The organism is Pseudomonas sp. LBUM1669 (genome assembly GCF_059695705.1).
The window spans coordinates 3,970,750-3,987,368 of record NZ_CP166784.1; the positions used below are offsets into that span (position 1 = coordinate 3,970,750).

Below are 16,619 nucleotides of genomic sequence, written 5' to 3' on the forward strand. Positions count from 1 at the left end.
TGTCAGCCCTCGTTCTGCGGCGGGTTCAAATGATCGACGACATCCTGTGGCCGCCTGGCAACGGTTGGCTGGCCGGTGCACAGCCAGAACGGCGTCCACTGTGACGGCATGTCAAACCAGGCATCCCAGCGGCTATGCATCGGTGGCGCTTCCTCGACCTGTCCGATCTGTTGCAGTGACAGCGGACGGACCGGCGGACGAAACGAGGCCAGCGCAATCTCGCCGACACTCAAACCGGCACCGATGCCGAGCAAGGCCGCCACCTGTTCGCGGCAACGACGTCCCTGGCAGGGTCCCATGCAGGCCCGGGTCAGACGCTTGGTCACATCCGGGTTGGGCGAGTCGTTTTTCATGGTGTTTTGCAAGTTTGCGTCAGCGGGTGTCCAGTCGAGATAGCGCGGCGGTTGCTGTCCGAGAATTTCGCTGGCCGTCACCTCTTCGCACAGGCAAACAAAGGGTTCGTTCTGTGCATGGACGGTGGATGCGCGCACCCAGGCCTCGCGATTGGCGGCCACATCACAGACCGGCTCGTCAGGCACCGACGCCTTGTCGTTCTGAGCAAGGTCGACACCCAACGCCGACAACGCGGCGTATGCGGCGATCCGCCCTTCGCGCCGGGCAATCGTGTCATCGAGGCTTTTCGATGCCCAGACGCCGGCGCAGTCGCCGGCCACCAGAACGAACGGCAACGACGTGCGCTGTGCAGAATCCGTGTCGGGGACATGGCCACCGCGGTCGGCCTGGAATGACGTGCTGCACCCTGCCGCCTCGACCAGTTCGATCGCGGGAATGGCGGCCACTGCCAGCAGCACCGTGTCGCATTCGATCTCCGTCAGAGATCCGCCCACGGGGCTACCCGCCGCGTCGACAGAGACCGCCGTAATCCGCTTGACGCCGAAGGCATCCCCGGTCGCCTCGCGAACGACATGCCCCGTCAATACCTGAGCGCCTTGCTCGACCAGCAGACCGAGCAGCGCTGGATCGCCACTCACCTGCCGGGCCTGTTCAATGATTGCCGCGATATGCACGCCCTGGCTGATCAGCGCGTGGGCCGACACCAGCGCTTGCGAATCGCTGCCGATCAACACGGCGCGCTTGCAATCCAGCGCCTCATAAACCGTCGCCAACCGATGCGCAGCGCTGACGCCCATGACGCCGGGGCGATGCCAACCATCGAAGGCGAGGCCCATGTCGCGCCTTCCGGCGGCGACGATCACCTGTTTGAAGCGCAGCAGATAAGCATTTTCGTCATCGGCGAGGCCGGCGACCGCGCCCTCGATCCACGCCGTGGTGCGTTGCTGGGGAAACAGGCCCCAGACCGCCGTGCCGAGCCGCACGTCGACCCCGGCTTCAAGCGCCTCGACGATCTCTGGGCGGGCATCGAGCAGCGTCTGCAGCACGCTGTTGCGGTTAGCGACCCCGGCGCCCATTCGGCCACCGAAGTGCAGCGGCACCTCTTCGCCCATGGTTTCGAGGGGCACCGGGTTTTCGTCCACCAGCGTCACGCGCAGGCCCTGCCCTGCGGCGGTCAAGGCGGCCGCGAGCCCCGCCGGGCCCGCGCCGACGATGAGAATATCGGTTTCGTCGCTGATCGGCGGTGCTTTGCCTGCCAGCGACGCTGGATCGTAGTAGATGTCGGGTGTCAGAGGTCGTTTCACGGTGTTTCCCCCGGAAGGCGCGTGCGCGTTGGTTCGTGGGTATCGACTAGAACAGCGAAGAAGGCGGCTTGACGTCGCCCTCGGCGAATCGCGACAGACGCAGCTGGCGCATGTCCAGGCCCGGGTTGCCAGAGTTGATCCAGTCAGCCAGGGTCTTGCCTGTGATCGGGCCCATGGCAAAGCCGTGGCCGCAGAATCCGGTGGCCACCGCCAGGCCCCGTGGCGACGTTTGCGCGTCGATGACGGGAATGCCGTCCGGCAAGACATCGATAGCGCCCGCCCATCGGTCGGCGATCTGCGTATTCACCTGCCCGGGGAACGCGGCCTTGAGCGCGCGCATGGCGGTTCCCAGCCCCTTCTCATTGGGGTGGATAAGCGGATTGCGCTGGTGAATGCCCGCGCCGAGCCGCGACGCTTCCGACCACGGCATGCGCTGGTGCAGATCCGTCAGGCACGCACCGTTCAAATGGAAGCGAAACGACTTGCGCTGCGCCCACAGCGAAGGCGCATACCAATGGAGGGCGCGCAGATGGCCCAGCGTCATGTCGACATCGACATGGGCGTCGTCGGCGATGTTGAAACTGCCATCGATCCGTTGCCGGAAGCCCACGCCGTTGGCGATCGTGGAGATACCGCTCAGCGTCGGGCCGGCCGTGGTCCGCGCCACCGTACCCCTGACCAACTGCTGCGGCAGGGAGATGCCGAGCATCTTCAGCAGGCGGAACGTCGTTGCCCCGGCGGCGCACACCACCGTTTTCGCCTTCACGTAGCCGCGCTCGGTTTCAACGCCGACGACCTGGCCGGCGGCGACATCGATGCCTTTGGCGCCGCACTGTTCGACGATGTGTGCGCCCAGTTCACGGGCACGCATTGCATAAGCGCGAGCCACCAGGGTGGGTTCCGCCTGACCGTCGCTGGCGGTAAACAAACCGCCCAGTTGCGGGACCGCGTAACCCGGCAGCTTCTTCACCACTTCACGCGGCGACAGCATCACGGTGTCGAGCGAAAAGCTGCGCGCAACCGTCAGCCACGATTCGTATCCGTCACGTTCGACCTCATTGCCCGCGACGAACAGACAGCCGTCGTTGCGCCATCCCAGGTCGGTCTGGAGTTCGTGTTCCAGCGAGCGCCAGAGCTCGATGCTGGCTTGCATCAGCGGGACTTCGGCCTCGTCACGCGATTGCTGGCGAACGAAGCCCCAGGCACGAGACGATTGCTGCCCCGCCAGCAGGCTTTTTTCGAGCACCAGCACCTTGGCGCCCGCTTTGCTGAGGTAGTACGCACACGCACACCCCATCAGGCCACCCCCGATGATCGCCACGTCGACTTCACGAGGCAGGAGGTCGTCCCTGGTTGCCGAGACCTTGGCAAGTGCCGCTGCTGGAGTGTTCATGAGGAGGACCACCAGGTTGGAAATGACGCGTAGCGCCGTGTTGTTATTTCGGCTAAGAATGTGCCTCGATCATCTGAAGTTACAGTGATGTATCTGCATTAATCCCATGCGAGGAGCGCATAGACACATGAGCCGCCAACTGCCATCCATCGAGCTTTTGCAGGCGTTCCTGACGGTTGCCAAGACCGGCAACTTTGGCAAGGCCGGTGAGCAGCTCAACCTGAGCCAGAGCGCGGTGAGTCGGCAGATTGCGCAGCTGGAGACGCGCCTGGACAACCGTCTGTTCGAGCGGCACACGCGCAAAATCGTGCTCACTGCAGAAGGCCGGTCGCTGGTACCGGTGGCGGAACAGGTCATCGGCCTGCTCTCGGATGCCTCGCACATGCTCGCCACCGTGGGACGAAGTGTCAGCCTGCGCGCGCACCCGACGATGGCGGCGCGCTGGCTGATTCCACGGCTGACGGCGTTTTATGCCCTGCACCCGGAGGTGACCGTCAGCGTCGACACGGTGTATCACCGCTTTCCCGACTTTGCGTTCGAATCGATCGACGCCATGATCGCCTACGGAACCGCCACCTGGCCCGACTTCGAAGCGCTGGAGTTGTGGGAAGAGGAACTGATTCCGGTGTGTTCGCCGGCACTGCTCGTCGGGACGACCCCCGAAGAGGTGCTGAAGACCGGGCGCCTGGTGGACTCAAGCATGGATCGCCTGGACTGGCGCCGCTGGGAAGAGTACTACCCGGGCTCAACCGGCGCCGATAACGCGCATCTGACGTTCGATACGCTGGAGTCCGCGATCGTCGCGGTGAAATGTGGTCAGGGCATCGCGCTCGTTGATGCCGTGCTCACACGCGATGAGTTGCTCACCCAGCAACTGACGCGGGTGCATGCCGGCCGTATCATCACCGGTGGACGTTATACGTTGGTCTATCCAAAGCGGGTGAAGCGCTCAAGCGGCTTTTCCGAGTTCCTGGAATGGCTGGAACAGGAAGCTTTGTGACAGGCATAAACCGTTTCACCGTTTCCTTCTGCGCCCACCTTGGTGCTAAATAGACGGCCCAGGTTTCAAGTCCAGACCCTGTCGCGTATTGCCGTGCAACGAGAAATCGATATGAACACCCCTTTTGAGACACGTGATGCTCCTGAGCCCAAGACCCGGCAAGCGGCAAACATTCACCTCCTCCCCCCTCAGCCGTCAGTGGTAACAGCATGATCGAAGTCACCGAAGTGTCCATTGCCCAATTGCGTGCGGCGCTGGCGTCTGGCCAGACCACGGCGGTTGAGCTGGTCCAGGCCTACCTTGCCAGGATCGACGCCTACGACGGCGCCGATACGCCAACCGCGCTCAACGCGGTGGTGGTTCGCAACCCCGACGCACTCAAGGAAGCGCAAGCCTCCGATGCCCGTCGGGCCAAGGGCGAAACGCTCGGCCCGCTGGATGGCATTCCCTATACGGCCAAGGACAGTTATCTGGTGAAAGGCCTCACCGCGGCCTCTGGCAGTCCGGCCTTCAAAAACCTGATTGCCTATCGCGATGCCTTCACCATTGAACGGTTGCGCGCCGCCGGGGCGATCTGCCTGGGCAAGACCAACATGCCGCCGATGGCCAATGGCGGCATGCAGCGCGGGGTCTATGGCCGGGCCGAGAGCCCGTACAACGCTGACTACCTGACGGCGCCTTTTGCGTCGGGTTCATCGAACGGTGCCGGGACTGCCACCGCCGCCAGTTTCGCGGCCTTCGGCCTTGCCGAAGAAACCTGGTCGAGCGGACGCGGTCCGGCCTCGAACAATGGCTTGTGCGCCTATACCCCTTCGCGCGGGGTGATCTCGGTGCGCGGCAACTGGCCGCTGACGCCGACGATGGACGTGGTCGTGCCCTACGCGCGAACCATGGCCGACCTGCTTGAGGTGCTCGACGTGGTGGTGGCGGAAGACCCCGACACACGCGGCGATCTGTGGCGGCTGCAACCCTGGGTGCCGATTCCGAGCGTCGCTTCGGTGCGCCCCGCGTCCTATGCCGGGCTGGCCGCTACCACCGATGCGCTCGCTGGAAAACGCTTCGGCGTGCCGCGCATGTACATCAACGCCGATCCTGACGCGGGCACCAGCGAGGCGCCGGGCATCGGTGGCCCGACGGGGCAGAAAATCAACACCCGTCCTACTGTGATCGGTCTCTGGAAAAAGGCTCGCCAGGCACTCGAAGCCGCGGGTGCCGAGGTGGTCGAAGTCGACTTCCCGCTGGTCTCCAATTGCGAAGGCGATCGTCCGGGCGCGCCGACTGTGTTCACCCGCGGCCTGGTGTCCAAGGAGTTCCTGCACCATGAGTTGTGGGACCTGTCGGCCTGGGCGTTCGATGATTTTCTGCGGGCCAACGGTGATCCGAAACTGAACCGCCTGGCCGATGTCGACGGGCAGCTGATCTTCCCCCACGACCCGGGCACCCTGCCCAATCGCGAAGACGACCTCGCTGCGGGCATGGACGAATACGTGAAGATGGCCGAGCGTGGCATCACGCCGTGGGACCGGATCACCACGCTGCCGGACGGCCTGCGCGGGCTGGAAGAAACACGTCGAATCGACCTGGAAGACTGGATGGACCGGCTGAATCTCGATGCAGTGTTGTTCCCGACAGTGGCCGACGTCGGGCCGGCGAATGCCGATGTCGATCCGCAGTCGGCGGACATCGCGTGGAGTAACGGAGTGTGGGTCGCCAACGGCAACCTCGCCATCCGCCACCTCGGTGTGCCGACGGTGACGGTGCCGATGGGTGTCATGCCGGACATCGGCATGCCGGCCGGGCTGACCTTTGCCGGTCGTGCCTATGACGATTCAGCGCTGCTGCGCTTTGCTTCGGCGTTTGAGTCGGCCGGCAGCAAACGAATGATCCCGCCTCGGACACCGCCGTTGCAGGGCTGAAATAGCTGCGCGCGGGATTGGACCAGTGCAGGCTCCGATCTCGCCTTGTCATCAATTCACCCGGATTCCAAAACTCAAACCTTCACTGATCCAAGACAATCTCCAGTCGAACAAGAACCCTGTGGCGAGGGAGCTTGCTCCCGCTGGGTCGCGAAGCGCGCCCAAAAAGGGCCTGCTGCGCAGTCCAACGGGAGCAAGCTCCCTCGCCACAGATACGGCGTTGCGTTTAAGTGAACAGCATGACTTGCCACAGGGGCCTTGTTCGTCTGGTGATTGTCTTAGGTGAGCACCATTTCACAGATGCACGACGCTTGCGACGTTTCCATCAGCAGCTGATCCACGACTTGCGACAGCGCGGCGTCAACCTCCTCTCCCCCGCGCAAGGCTCGCTCGTAGACGTCCCGCTGGCGGTCTGCACTGGTGCCGTCCCTGAGAATTCGGCGGGCTTGAGTAAACACGTTCTCCACACCCATCTTGCGCGCCGTGTCTCCAAGAATCTGTTGCGCCCTGAACAACCATTGCTCGGCAGAGAACGGCCGGTCGTAGCCTTCGATGATGAATGCTGCGTGGATGCCGGACCGTTTCGCCCGCCAGCGATTTTCCTTGAGGATCCATTGCGACGTCTGGGTATAGCTCGATCCCGGGCGAGGTTGATCAATGGCATGGGCCACCAACAAACGAAACAAAGAAGCAATGCACAAGACGTCATCCAGGCGCGGACAGGCGTCCGTCATGCGCATCTCCAACGTCGGGTACTTCATAGCCGGGCGTAAACCCCACCAGCAATCGCTCGCCTGCTTGATCGTGCCAGTACGAATCAGCAAGGAGACGTAGGCGTCATAGGCGCTTTGATCTTCGAAGAACTCCGGAATGCCCATCCGCGGCCACTCATCACACGCGGTCTGCCGATAGCTCATGAAGCCGCTGTCGGCGCCATCCCAAAACGGTGAAGAAGTGCTCAGTCCCAACAACAACGGCATCCACGGCAAGACTTCGTTCATCACTTGAATACGATCCAGATGCCCTGGCACTTCAACATGCACATGCAGACCGGATAGCAGGCTGCGCCTTGCTACTCGTTGGTAGTCTTCAAACAGTTGAAGAAAGTGAGGGTGGTCCGTGGCCTGCTGCAAACGCCAATCAGCCAATGGGTGACTTGCGGCACTGAGCAGTCCCAGACCGTACCGTTCGAGCGTTTGCCGCAACCTTGTGCGGGCAGAAAACAGGTACTCCGTTGCTTGCTCGACGCTGGTGAAGATGGGGGACGCGACTTCGATTTGCCCCTTGAACATCTCATGCGCGAAACAATCGCCTAACACTGCCTGGCACGCTTCGATTGACGCGTCGGGGGGCTTTTCGGACATGCGCCGGGTGTCCAGGTCCGTGATGAAGTATTCCTCTTCAATGCCGAATTTCAGGTGTCTGTTCATCGATTCGCTCCCTGGCTGACGCACTGCAATCTGGAACTATCCCAGCGCTGTATCGAACAACATCGTGAGCCCGAAACCCAGCATCAGGCCTAGTGTTCGCAGGGAGTGCCAGTCTCCCTTACTGCAGATGACGAAGGGGGTGATGGGGAGTTCCAACGGAATGATGAGTGATGCGTTCACCTCGATGGCGATGGCGGCATACACCAGCAGCCAATAGCCGAAGGCCAGGGTCATGCGGAACTCCTCGAAAGGGTCACGGCGAATTGGTTGTGAAACTCATAAAACATTTCGAGGCGTGATTTTCAAACGAGGCGAAACTAATTTTCGTAGAGGGATAAGGGTTGTCGCCCAGAGGCATGAGCCGTCGTTGTTTTTGAAACTGGGTCAGGTGGATTTTCATCACACCTGACCCGCACCGTCAGGCTTTGGCTGCCATCGCGGTGACTTCCACGCGCATGCCTTCGACCGCCAAAGCGGCCACGCCCACGGCGGCGCGAACCGGCCACGGTTTGGCGAAGAAGCGTTTATAAACCTCGTTGAACGCCGCGCGGTCGGCCATGTCGGTGAGGTAGATGGTCAGGTGCAGAACCCGGTCCATGGAGCTGCCGGCGCCTTCTAGCGCGACCTTCAGCGCCTGCAACGTGCATTCGCTTTGCAGGGTGATGTCGCCCAGTTCCAGGCTGCCGTCGGCGCGGGTGGGAATCTGCGTGGAGACCAGAATGCCGCCGAAGCCGGTGACGTCGGAGGAGATGGAATCCGCGTCAGGATCAGGAGTAAACGCGATGTCTTGGTTTGCCATGGGGGATCTCGTGCTTGAGGTGGTAAAGAGGCGGTCGATGCCTTTTGCGCGGACAGTTTACAGGCCGAAGCCTGGATTGCGTGCGCGGCTGCCCCCAGGAAAAAATCTCGAACTCCCTCCCAGGTGCTGCATCCAATGTGTAGGTCAACGGAGGTACGCACGATGAACAACGATGACAGTGTCAGTGACACCGAAAGGGATCGGAAGGACAGGGACGCCGAAGAGGTCGATGAAACAACACCTCCCGAAGAGAATGAAGCCGAGGCGCTCCAACGAAAAATAGACGAGATAGAACGCAAAGTAGCGGATGGGAACTAGCGTGAAAACCATCCCCGCGTGTGTTCAGCGGGGATGGCCGTATGCTCTGCACCTAGTTCGGGTCCAACAACCCGCCACTCCAGTTGCGTGAAATCCGGCTCCCGGTGAATTTCGCCACCACCATGCCCTGCGACACCAGCCGGTCCCGGTAGCGCGTGACCATCCGTCCCGCTTGCTCGGCCACCAGCACCACTTCGGAAGACGGATCACCGGGCCGCCGCAGAATCCGCGCAAAGCGCTGCCCTTCCTCGACGAAATCGCCCAGTTCCTTTTCAAAGATCAACACCCCGGGTTGCGGTGCGAGGAGAGTCTCCATCTGCCCCATTTCCATCACCTCGACGGGCCAGTCACCGGGTGACAACGCCTCGTCGATGACCCCGTAGCTGCACAGCCAGGCGTAAAGTCCCGCGGCGTCCTGCTCGGCCAACCGGTCGCTGACATCGCCCTGCCCGCGCAACTCCAGGGTCGCGGCCATGCGCTGGTCGGTAATGCCATCGCGCAGCCACGGCGCAATGATGGTTTCTTCGAAGGAGCCGTCGCCGCCGTCATCCCAGATGATCGCCACGTCCATCTTCATCGCCGCCGCCAATTCGCGACCACGGGGCCAGAAACTGCGGTGCACGTAGAGGTACGGCAAGGCTTCGTCATCGGTGTGCAAGTCGAGCATCACCTCTGCGGTTGAAGCCAGTTGCACCAGGCTTTTTTGCCACTGCTGGACGTTGGTCGAAGGTCGCTCCATCGCCGCCGATTGGTCGAACCCGCGGTTGAAGTTATGCCCGGTCGCATCGTGAAAGCGACCGAGAATCCGCCCCTGTCGAAACTGCCCGATGCCCAGGGGATTGGCTTGCGGCACCACCGTCACACTGCCCTTGAGCCGGCCCTCGGCCTCGACGACTTGAAGCCGTTGCATCAACCGATGCAGCACCAGCATCCCGGCGATTTCGTCGGCATGCACCCCCGCCTGCAAATGCACCTTCGGCCCGCGGCCGTCGCCCTCGAAACGCCAGGCGCCGACCTGCACCGCGTCGCCATTGTTGTTGCGAACACTGAACGAAATATCCTGCGCCATCCGCTTGTCCTCCCCCGTCATGAACGTTAAAAACCGATGCATCGCTGCGGCCGACACTGGAGATTGAACGCATGTTCAACTAAGCTCGCCAACCTGGCACTGCACCCAAGGATTCCCTTGTGACAACCCCCTCTCCAAAAAACCGCCGCGCAGAACCCGATGAGCGCCGCGAGATGCTGGTGGCCGCCACGGTGCGTTGCCTGGTCCGTGATGGTCATGCCGGCATTTCCGTGCGCCGTATTGCCACCGAAGCCGGAGTGTCCGTCGGCCTGCTCAATCACCATTTCGGCAGCATCGATGCGTTGATCGCCGACACGTACCAGAAGATTGCCAGCGAACTGACCACCGCCCTGCGCCAGGAAATCCAGCAGGTCGCCACCCCGGCCGAAAAGATGGACGCGTTTCTCAAAGGCTCTTTTTCGCCGAGGGTCATGGACCCGCAATTGCTTGGCGTCTGGGTGGTGTTCTGGAGCCTGATCCGGCACTCCGAACACGTCAGCCAGTCCCACGAAAAAAGCTACCGCGCCTACCTCGATCTGCTGCGCCAGTTGCTCGATGACATGGCCGCCAGCGAAGGGTTCGTGATCCACGACACGCGCCTGGCCGCCATCGGTTTATCGGCGATGCTCGACGGACTCTGGATCGAGTGGTGCCTCAACCCCGAAACCTTCAGCCCCGCCAACGGCCTCCACATCTGTCGCTGCTGGATAAAGGGGCTGCGTCACGGAGCATTCAGCACCGACGACATCCTGTGAGGGATGGCGCCCGAAGATCATCGCCAGGGTGCCGCTGACCGCGATCAGGCCAGCGCCGATCATCAGCGACATATCCATCAGCGTGCCCCAGATCAGGCTCGACAGCAGGAACGCCCAGATCAGCCCGGTGTACTCGAATGGCGCGAGCAAGGTGGCGGTGGCGCGCTGAAAACTGGCGAACAACAGGAACTGGCCGATGCCGCCGACCAAACCGGCGGCCAGCATTCCCAGCCACGCCGGCGTCGGCGCCGGGGTGAACGTCCAGGGCAACGCGACCGTCATGCACAGCACGAACACCACGTTAGTGATCAGCATCTGCTCCAGCACAGATGTCTGGTCATCCACTTGGCGCAACTGGATGTAAGTAAACGCCCAGCACATCGCCGCCAGCAGTGTCAGCACGATGGGCCACGGATCGACGATTTTGCTCGGGCGGCAGGCGATGATTACCCCGACAAACCCGAGGATCAGGGAAAACCACTGCCAGCCGCTGGCCCGTTCCTTGAGAATCACCGCCGCCAGCACCGTGACCATGATCGGCGCGGAAAAATACAAGGTGGTCATTTCCGCCAGCGACAGGTCCCGGGCGGCCGTGTAATACAGCAGCCAGGCCACAATCGACAGCAAACCGCGCACCACCAGCAAGCGCCGGCTCGGCGAACGCCAGGCCCGCTGGACCAGGCGCAGACGCCCGGCCAACAGGCACGCGACGACCACCACCAGGCTGCGCCAGAACAGGATGGTGACCACCGAATAATCGGCCACCAGCCACTTGATGACCGCGTCCTGCAACGCCAGGAACGCGTACCCCAAGGTGCACAGGCCAATGCCTTGCAGCGACCGGTCGACGACTTGCGACGTGCTCATTACACCGACCTGCGCACAGGCGTCCCGCGCCGTTCGGCAAAGGCAAACAGCGCCTCGATCAGGAAGGTCAGGCAGACGTAGACCCCGGCCACCAACAACAGCGGTTCATAGACCTGCAAGGTCTGCGCCCGCACCACGTTGGCGGCTCCCAGCAGATCGACGATCGCAATCGTCGAGGCCAGGGCCGTGGATTTCAGCAACATCACGGTTTCCCCGGCCAGTGTCGGCAACAGCAACCGCAGCGCTCGAGGCAAGCGCACCCGCAGCAGCGATTGGCGCGGTGTCATGCCAAACGCCGAGGCCGCTTCCATCTCACCCTTGGGCACCGCCAACAGCCCGCCGCGAATCACTTCGCCGACATACGCGCCCACCGACAACACCAGCGCGAACACGATGTACCAGTAACCGTCGCGCAAATACGGCCAGAGAAAACTGCCGCGTATCAGCGGGAACTGCGCAAACACGCTGCCGAGCCCGTAGTAGAAGATGTAGATCTGGATCAGCAACGGCGTACCGCGCAACACGCTGGTGTAGAACAGGCTGGCCTTGGCGATCACCTTGTTTTTCGAAATCCGCGCCAGCGCCACCAGCACCGCCAGCGCGAAACCGAACACGCTGGAGATCAACAGAATGGTGATGGTCGTTTGCAGTCCCCGGCCCAACAGCGCCGCGTATTCAACTATCCACGCTGGAATCATTTCATTCACTCAGCCAAAGGCATCCAGCGACGAATACGCCGCTCGAGCCGTCCAGACAGGTAGTTGGACGCCAACGTCACCGCGTAATACAACGCCGCGGCCGTAAGGTAGAACAACAAGTAATGACGCGTCGAACCCGCCCCTTGCTTGGCGGTGTACAACAGCTCGTTGGTGCCGACCACGCTGATCAAGGCGCTGTCCTTGATCAGGTTGATCCACAGGTTGGCCATCCCGGCCATCGCATACGGTGCCATGATCGGCAGCGTGACGCGTCGGAACAGGCCGAAACCGCTCAGGCCGAAGGCCTTCGCCGCTTCGATCTGGCCGAAGGGAATCGCCTGGATCGCCGCGCGGAAAATCTCCGAAGCGTAGGCGCCCTGCACCAATCCCAGCACCACGATGGCGGCCAACGGACCGCTGACATTGACGACGCCGTAGCCCATCTGCGTCATCAGCGAGTTGAGGAGCATGGAGCCGACGTAGTACAGCAGCAGGATCAGCAGCAACTCCGGAATCGCCCGGAACAAGGTCGTGTAACCGCGCATCAGCGCTGCAATTGGCTTTGGCGCGCCGAGCTTCAGGCAGGCCACCACCAGACCGATGAACAGCCCGACCACAAAGGCCCCGGCTGATATTTGCAGGGTCATCCAAAGACCCTTCAACAGCGCACTGCCCCATCCTGTTTCGCTGAAGTTGATCAATTCGAACATGGCTGGCATTTCAGTCTCCAATCGGTGGCCTTGATGCACCACCGCCCTCTTGTAAGAGCGAGGCTTGCCCGCGAAGCTTTTGGCGACTTCAAGGGCCCCTTCGCGGGCAAGCCTCGCTCCTACGGGGATGGGTGTTTCCTCAGGAAAATTTCATTCCATGGAGTTGTTTTGCGCGTGGCCGTCAGAAGGCGGGTTTCACGCTGGTCCCGAAGTAGTGTTGGGACAGGTCGTCGTAGTCTTTGCTGGCCAGCAACGAGGTGATCGCCTTGTCGAGTTTGGCCTTGAGCTCGGTGTCATCCTTGCGCAGACCGGCGCCCACGCCTTTGCCGAAGATCGGGTCATAGGGCACGGCGCCCAGGTAATCGAGGTTACTGTTGCGGGCATCCGGGGTCTGGACGAAAGACGCCATCGCCGTGCCGTCCGCCATCATCAGGTCAATGCGCCCGGCAATCAGGTCGGCGTTGGCCGAGTCCTGGGTGTCGTAATACTTCACGTCAGCAATTTTTTCGTAGTACTGCTTGAGGTAGCTGGCGCTCACCGTCGAGTTCTGCACACCGATGATCTTGCCCTTGAGGTCATCCGGATACTTTTTTACCGACGTGCCCTTCGGCCCGACAATCGCAATCACGGAGTCGTAATACGCCTTGCTGAAAGCGATCTGTTTTTCGCGTTCTTCAGTCACCGACATCGACGAGAAAATCACGTCGATCTTCTTCGCCAGCAACGATGGAATGATCCCGTCCCACGCCACTTCCTTGATCTCGCACTCGGCTTTCATTTCGCTGCACAGCTTGTGGATCAGGTCGACTTCAAAGCCTTTCCATTCACCGCTGGCCTGCTTCTCGGTGTACGGCGGATAGGGTTCCGCTGCGACTGCGAACCTGATCGGTTGGGCCTGGGCCGCGCTCATCCCGGCCAGTAACACGCAAGCCACGCCCGTCATCCAGTTTACCAAACGTCGATTTCCCATGATTTTTCCCCGTCTTTTTATGATGTTTTCAGCGAGTCTGATGAGCGTTGACGAATTGTCGGCAACGCTCGCTGCGTGGGTGTACGAACACTTCGTCCGGCGAACCGGTTTCCTCGATCAGCCCTTGGTGCAGATAGGCGACTTTGGAGGAGACATCGCGGGCGAAAGCCATTTCATGGGTCACCAGGATCATGGTCCGGCCTTCTTCCGCGAGGGAGCGGATCACCCGCAGCACTTCGCCGACCAGTTCCGGGTCGAGTGCCGAGGTGGGTTCATCGAACAGCATGACCTTGGGCCGCATGGCCAGGGCCCGGGCGATGGCCACCCGTTGCTGCTGTCCCCCGGAGAGAAACGCCGGGTACTCGTTGCGCTTGGCCGCCAGCCCCACGCGTTCAAGCAAGGCTTCGGCCCGCTCAGTGGCCTCCGCACGGCTTTCACGCAGGACCTGGGTCGGCGCTTCGATGAGGTTTTCCAGCACCGTGCGATGGGGCCAGAGGTTGAAGTTCTGGAACACCATGCCCAGGCTGGAACGGATGCGCACCAGCTGCTTGGCGTCGGCCACCAGCGGTGCGCCCGGACGATCGAAGTTCAGGTGAATGCTTTCGCCGTCCACCAGAATGCGTCCCTGGTCCGGCACTTCGAGCATGTTGATGCAGCGCAGCAAGGTACTTTTGCCCGAGCCGCTGGCACCGATCAGCGAGATCACATCGCCTTCGCGGGCCGTCAGGGAAACGCCTTTGAGAACCTCGATATTGCCGAAGCGTTTGTGCAGGCCATCGACTTCGATCATGGTCTTGGCCTTGACCGGTTCAGCGGTCGCTTCGCAAGTGACACGGCTGATCACCGGCCGCGGCGCTTCGCCTTTCAACACCAGGACAAAGTCACGAATACGCTGGCAGGCCTGGGCCAGTCGTTCTTCACCCAGGGTGAACGAGAGCCGCACAAAGCCTTGGGCCGGCTCGCCGAACGCTGCCGCATCCAGCACCGATACGCGCGCCTCTCGCAACAGTCGCCAGGCGAACTCCAGAGAGGTCAGGCCGGTGTCACGCACGTCCACCAGCACGAACATGCCGGCATCAGGGTTGAGCACTGAAATCCCCGGGCAATCCGACAGGCTGGTCACCACCAGATCGCGACGGCGGCGGTAGATGTCGCGCATGCCGTGGGTCACCTCTTCATGGGCCAGAACCGCCTTGAGCGCGGCCTCCATGACAAAGCCCGGCAAGCCGTAAAGCATGCTCAACACCAGGGTTTCGGCGTGAGCCACGAGGGCTTCATCGGCAACGATCCAACCGGTACGCCAGCCGGTCATGGCATGGGATTTCGACAGGCTGCCGATCACCACGCAACGCTCGGCCATGCCCGGCAACGCTGCCAGGCTGAGGTGCTCGCGTTCAAAGGTCAGGCTTTCATAGACCTCGTCCACCACGACCCAGAGGTCATGCTGGATGGCGAGGTCGGCGATGGCTTGCAGCTCTTCGCGGTTGAGCACCACACCGGTCGGATTATTCGGATTGGAGAAGAACAGCGCCCGGGTGCGCGGGGTGATGGCCTTGGCCAGCACGGCGGCATCAAGCCGGAAACCTGAATCCGCCGCGCAGGGAACGCGTACCAACGTGGCGCCGGAAGCCTTGAGCGTCGCCTCGTAGGTCACGTACATCGGGTCCAGGGCGATCACTTCGTCGCCGGTATTGAGCAGGCACATCGAAGTGATGAACAGCGCGTTCTGTGCCCCTGCCGCGATGATGATGTTTGGCGCGGTCACCTCACGGTCGAACAGCAGGCTGTACCGAGCGGCGATGGCTTCGCGCAAAGCCTGGCGACCGGCGATCTCGGTGTAGTGGGTGTCGCCTTCGCGCAGCGCATGAATCGCGGCATCGGTGATGAAGTCGGGGGTGGGAAAATCCGGGTCGCCGACGCTGAGAATGATCACATCCTCACCGCGGCGCTGGGCTTCAAATGCCGCATTGTGAATATCCCAGGCGGCGACACCGTCGCCTGAAATCCGCTCAACAAAGGGTGAAAACCGCATGCCAGTGCCTCGTTCGAAAAGAAGAAACGCAAGCCCGCGCTACCAGCCGGGGAGGTGGAACGAACATAGTCGAAGCTGAACACTCGTTCAACAGAAAAGTGACCAGGGTTCGCGTTCAGCGTAAACAGGTCGTTTTTACGACAGTCGTGCCGCTTTTCAGCAGTACAGGATCGGCAACCTTTACGCCCACCCTTCGAGCCGTAGCGTGGCCCGGACCAGACGCTGCTCCTCGCTTTCGATTTCCCTGAGGTTCTCGCAGATGCTCTGGATGTGCGCGATGGCCGCCTTGCGCGCCCGCTCCGGCATGCGGCCGGTCACGGCGTTGTAGAGCCGGGCGTGCTGACGGTCGATCTGACGTTTTTGCGGTGCGCGGTGGTAGAGGTTGTTGACCGAGGCGAACACGGTGTTGAGCAGCAAATCCGTCAGCGAGCGCAAGGTTTGCACCAGTACCGGGTTGTGCGAGGCCTCGCAGATCGCCAGGTGAAAGGCATGATCGAGCCGGGCGTGTTCGCTCGCTTCCATCGACCGCGTGTGAGCATCGAGCAATGCTTCATAGCTGCGGGTAATGAGGACAAAATCTGCCTCGGTCCCGCGCAATGCGGCCAGGCGAGCGGACTCTCCCTCCAGCAGGCTGCGCACCTCGAACAAATCGTAAAGTGTGCGCGGTTGTGAGCTGAACAAATGCATCAGCGGCGATGCGGCACCGTGGCCCGACAGATCAGCGACAAAGGATCCCTTGCCCTGCTCCGTCTTGATAATCCCCCGGGCGCGCAACAACTTCAGGCCCTCGCGCAGTGCTGTGCGCGAGACGCCGAGCTTTTCGGTCAGGCGCCGTTCCGAAGGCAACAATTGCCCGGTCTTGAGGACCCCGTCGACGATCAGGCGTTCTATGCGTTCACAGACCACGTCTGCGACTTGGGGATTACGGGTCACTTTCGCACTCTCCATCGAACCTCCCACTGGTATGACCAGCTTCACCGGTAAAACCCGCCACGTTCGAATAC

Annotated in this window: 15 protein-coding genes and 1 pseudogene; 4 read left to right on the forward strand and 12 right to left on the reverse strand. The window is 61.8% G+C overall.

Annotated features, from left to right (window positions below):
* Positions 1 to 2: 2 nt before the first annotated feature.
* Both ACA051_RS18560 and ACA051_RS18565 read right to left on the reverse strand, forming a co-directional pair.
* Positions 3 to 1,658: an FAD-dependent oxidoreductase gene (locus ACA051_RS18560; protein ID WP_497371333.1), complete on the reverse strand. Its 1,656-nt coding sequence runs from the start codon at positions 1,656 to 1,658 to the stop codon at positions 3 to 5.
* Positions 1,659 to 1,704: 46 nt separating this feature from the next.
* Complete coding sequence (locus tag ACA051_RS18565; RefSeq protein WP_497371335.1) at positions 1,705 to 2,955, reverse strand: NAD(P)/FAD-dependent oxidoreductase; 1,251 nt, start codon at positions 2,953 to 2,955, stop codon at positions 1,705 to 1,707.
* A 223-nt stretch (positions 2,956 to 3,178) separates the two neighbouring features.
* On the opposite strand from ACA051_RS18565, the gene ACA051_RS18570 reads away from it, so the two are divergent.
* Together ACA051_RS18570 and ACA051_RS18575 are read left to right on the forward strand one after the other, a co-directional pair.
* The gene (locus ACA051_RS18570; protein WP_497303800.1) at positions 3,179 to 4,051 is read left to right on the forward strand and encodes a LysR substrate-binding domain-containing protein; all 873 of its coding nucleotides are present in this window, start codon (positions 3,179 to 3,181) and stop codon (positions 4,049 to 4,051) included.
* Between the two features lie 209 nt (positions 4,052 to 4,260).
* A complete protein-coding gene (locus tag ACA051_RS18575; RefSeq protein ID WP_497371337.1) occupies positions 4,261 to 5,967 on the forward strand; it encodes an amidase in 1,707 nt (568 codons plus the stop codon).
* A 278-nt stretch (positions 5,968 to 6,245) separates the two neighbouring features.
* Here ACA051_RS18575 and ACA051_RS18580 read toward each other — a convergent pair whose 3' ends face one another.
* From ACA051_RS18580 to ACA051_RS18590, 3 genes are all read right to left on the reverse strand, one after another.
* Complete coding sequence (locus ACA051_RS18580; RefSeq protein WP_497371339.1) at positions 6,246 to 7,397, reverse strand: carboxylate-amine ligase; 1,152 nt, start codon at positions 7,395 to 7,397, stop codon at positions 6,246 to 6,248.
* Between the two features lie 36 nt (positions 7,398 to 7,433).
* On the reverse strand, positions 7,434 to 7,631 hold the full coding sequence (locus ACA051_RS18585) for a hypothetical protein (protein WP_497303805.1): 198 nt from the start codon (positions 7,629 to 7,631) through the stop codon (positions 7,434 to 7,436).
* Positions 7,632 to 7,815: 184 nt separating this feature from the next.
* On the reverse strand, positions 7,816 to 8,196 hold the full coding sequence (locus tag ACA051_RS18590; protein ID WP_109632739.1) for a RidA family protein: 381 nt from the start codon (positions 8,194 to 8,196) through the stop codon (positions 7,816 to 7,818).
* Positions 8,197 to 8,358: 162 nt separating this feature from the next.
* Here ACA051_RS18590 and ACA051_RS18595 point away from each other — a divergent pair, with 162 nt between their 5' ends.
* Entirely contained in the window at positions 8,359 to 8,514 is a 156-nt protein-coding gene (locus tag ACA051_RS18595; RefSeq protein WP_178082311.1) for a hypothetical protein, read from the forward strand.
* Positions 8,515 to 8,566: 52 nt separating this feature from the next.
* Here ACA051_RS18595 and ACA051_RS18600 read toward each other — a convergent pair whose 3' ends face one another.
* Positions 8,567 to 9,583, reverse strand: a complete 1,017-nt coding sequence (locus ACA051_RS18600) for a M14 family metallopeptidase (RefSeq protein ID WP_497371341.1) — start codon at positions 9,581 to 9,583, stop codon at positions 8,567 to 8,569.
* Between the two features lie 173 nt (positions 9,584 to 9,756).
* Here ACA051_RS18600 and ACA051_RS18605 point away from each other — a divergent pair.
* A pseudogene (locus tag ACA051_RS18605) lies at positions 9,757 to 10,242 on the forward strand (TetR/AcrR family transcriptional regulator); the annotation flags it as partial.
* On the opposite strand, the gene ACA051_RS18610 reads toward ACA051_RS18605, so the two are convergent.
* The 6 genes from ACA051_RS18610 to glcC form a co-directional block, all read right to left on the reverse strand.
* On the reverse strand, positions 10,198 to 11,205 hold the full coding sequence (locus ACA051_RS18610) for a DMT family transporter (RefSeq protein ID WP_497371343.1): 1,008 nt from the start codon (positions 11,203 to 11,205) through the stop codon (positions 10,198 to 10,200). The pseudogene ACA051_RS18605 and the gene ACA051_RS18610 sit on opposite strands and share 45 nt — an antisense overlap.
* The gene (locus tag ACA051_RS18615) at positions 11,205 to 11,903 is read right to left on the reverse strand and encodes an ABC transporter permease (RefSeq protein WP_219097633.1); all 699 of its coding nucleotides are present in this window, start codon (positions 11,901 to 11,903) and stop codon (positions 11,205 to 11,207) included. Before ACA051_RS18615 ends, ACA051_RS18610 begins: the two co-directional genes overlap by 1 nt.
* 5 nt (positions 11,904 to 11,908) lie before the next feature.
* Positions 11,909 to 12,622 carry an ABC transporter permease gene (locus ACA051_RS18620; protein WP_497371345.1) on the reverse strand — a complete coding sequence of 238 codons (714 nt, stop codon included), beginning with the start codon at positions 12,620 to 12,622 and terminating at the stop codon, positions 11,909 to 11,911.
* 172 nt (positions 12,623 to 12,794) lie between these two features.
* Positions 12,795 to 13,583, reverse strand: coding sequence for a transporter substrate-binding domain-containing protein (locus ACA051_RS18625; RefSeq protein WP_497371347.1), 789 nt, complete (start codon positions 13,581 to 13,583; stop codon positions 12,795 to 12,797).
* Positions 13,584 to 13,611: 28 nt separating this feature from the next.
* Positions 13,612 to 15,615, reverse strand: coding sequence for an aminotransferase class I/II-fold pyridoxal phosphate-dependent enzyme (locus ACA051_RS18630; RefSeq protein WP_497371349.1), 2,004 nt, complete (start codon positions 15,613 to 15,615; stop codon positions 13,612 to 13,614).
* 180 nt (positions 15,616 to 15,795) lie between these two features.
* Entirely contained in the window at positions 15,796 to 16,563 is a 768-nt protein-coding gene (glcC, locus tag ACA051_RS18635) for a transcriptional regulator GlcC (RefSeq protein ID WP_497303814.1), read from the reverse strand.
* Positions 16,564 to 16,619: the final 56 nt, after the last annotated feature.

Coding starts and splice junctions, on each gene's coding strand:
- ACA051_RS18630 (WP_497371349.1), bottom strand. CDS start 15,615: ATGCGGTTTTCACCCTTTGTTGAGCGGATTTCAGGCGACGGTGTCGCC.
- ACA051_RS18565 (WP_497371335.1), bottom strand. CDS start 2,955: ATGGGGTGTGCGTGTGCGTACTACCTCAGCAAAGCGGGCGCCAAGGTG.
- ACA051_RS18585 (WP_497303805.1), bottom strand. CDS start 7,631: ATGACCCTGGCCTTCGGCTATTGGCTGCTGGTGTATGCCGCCATCGCC.
- ACA051_RS18570 (WP_497303800.1), top strand. CDS start 3,179: ATGAGCCGCCAACTGCCATCCATCGAGCTTTTGCAGGCGTTCCTGACG.
- ACA051_RS18590 (WP_109632739.1), bottom strand. CDS start 8,196: ATGGCAAACCAAGACATCGCGTTTACTCCTGATCCTGACGCGGATTCC.
- ACA051_RS18615 (WP_219097633.1), bottom strand. CDS start 11,903: ATGATTCCAGCGTGGATAGTTGAATACGCGGCGCTGTTGGGCCGGGGA.
- glcC (WP_497303814.1), bottom strand. CDS start 16,563: ATGGAGAGTGCGAAAGTGACCCGTAATCCCCAAGTCGCAGACGTGGTC.
- ACA051_RS18600 (WP_497371341.1), bottom strand. CDS start 9,583: ATGGCGCAGGATATTTCGTTCAGTGTTCGCAACAACAATGGCGACGCG.
- ACA051_RS18595 (WP_178082311.1), top strand. CDS start 8,359: ATGAACAACGATGACAGTGTCAGTGACACCGAAAGGGATCGGAAGGAC.
- ACA051_RS18625 (WP_497371347.1), bottom strand. CDS start 13,583: ATGGGAAATCGACGTTTGGTAAACTGGATGACGGGCGTGGCTTGCGTG.
- ACA051_RS18620 (WP_497371345.1), bottom strand. CDS start 12,622: ATGCCAGCCATGTTCGAATTGATCAACTTCAGCGAAACAGGATGGGGC.
- ACA051_RS18610 (WP_497371343.1), bottom strand. CDS start 11,205: ATGAGCACGTCGCAAGTCGTCGACCGGTCGCTGCAAGGCATTGGCCTG.
- ACA051_RS18575 (WP_497371337.1), top strand. CDS start 4,261: ATGATCGAAGTCACCGAAGTGTCCATTGCCCAATTGCGTGCGGCGCTG.
- ACA051_RS18580 (WP_497371339.1), bottom strand. CDS start 7,397: ATGAACAGACACCTGAAATTCGGCATTGAAGAGGAATACTTCATCACG.